Raw genomic sequence first — 1,441 nt, forward strand, 5'->3', positions numbered from 1 at the left:
GGTGCACGATGCCGATACCGGGCAAAACCAGTTTTATGAAATTACCATCCCCACAGAACTGCCTGCCCTCATTATCGAGGCAGACTCCAAAGAAGAAGCGGCTAAGTTGGTGCTCCTCTATTCATCCGGTTATGGTGAAGTGACCCAACAAGGGCTGGCCGAATTCATCGAACAGTACGACCTCAATTTTCCTGAACTCAAGTTGGAGATTAACCTTCCTGAGTTTTCTATGCCTCGCTTTGAGCAAACCTTTGACACCTTTGGACTGGGTGGCAATGGCAGTGAAGGTGGCGAAGCTCCCTACGCCGAAGAACACGAAGACTTTATGCCCGAAGAAGAAGGCGAAATTGTGGTGCAAAAAGGGGAGGTGTATGAGCTCAACGGCAAACATCGCCTCATCTGTGGCGACAGCCTTTTGGCAGAAACCTTTGAAACTCTCATGAATGGAACACTCGCAAGAATTCTTATTACCGACCCACCCTACAATATCCCTTACAGTCTCTTTGGTGGCTTAGGCAAAGTACAACATGAGGATTTTGTGATGGGTATCGGCGAAATGAGCGACCAGGAGTTTGTAGAATTTCTTGCCACTTATATGCGCCACGCGGTGGGGCACACCGTAGATGGCAGTATACATTACAATTTCATCGACTTTCGTCACGTCTGGCACATGTGCGAGGCCGGAGGTAAAGTCTATGGCAGCCACGAACCCAAACAAGTCTGCGTTTGGAACAAATCTATTCAGGCCAATGGCAGCTTCTATAGGGCAAAACACGAATTTTGTTTCATTTTCAAATCGGGGGAGGCAAAACATTTGTCTCATCTGGAACTCAAAGACCGCTTTCGCTCCAATGTTTGGGAATACAAGTCGGCCAACGACTTCTCTAATGAAGAACGCAAAGAATTTGGCAGGTTAGGTGCCCTGGAAAATCATCCCACACCCAAACCAGTGCGAATGATTGCTGATGCCTTGCTCGATACCACCAACGAAGGGGACATTGCGTTGGACTGTTTTTTGGGTTCAGGCACCACCCTGATAGCCGCCGAACGCACCCGCCGAATCTGCTATGGTATTGAATACGAACCTGGCTATATGCAAGGTATTCTTACCCGGTTTATTCATCATTGCCAGAGCGAAAACAAGCCTTTTGAGATTAAGTGCAATGGCGAACTGGTGACTGGCGAATCCCTTGCCCCCTTGATGCCTAAATAATCTAAATCCGTGTCTAATCAGTTAGGCACGGATTTGCTTACCCACCCTCTTCACCTTTATTTTTTGCTTTAGGCAAATTATACCACCACACCTTACCTATTTCTCCATTCTCATAACAAATGGCTGTTTAAGCTCTTTCATTTACGCACTTTTGTAACTACCGTCAAATGTAGGCTATTACTAAGTAACAACAACTTACATTGGGCAAATTGGACACGCCCATGCGCG

Annotated in this window: 1 protein-coding gene; it reads left to right on the forward strand. The window is 46.8% G+C overall.

The window, feature by feature from the left end:
* On the forward strand, positions 1-1,213 hold a 1,213-nt coding region (locus Q0954_RS33865), incomplete at its 5' end, for a site-specific DNA-methyltransferase (protein ID WP_299466489.1).
* Between the last annotated feature and the right edge of the window lie 228 nt (positions 1,214-1,441).

Source organism: uncultured Microscilla sp. (assembly GCF_947493425.1).
GTDB lineage: Bacteria > Bacteroidota > Bacteroidia > Cytophagales > Microscillaceae > Microscilla.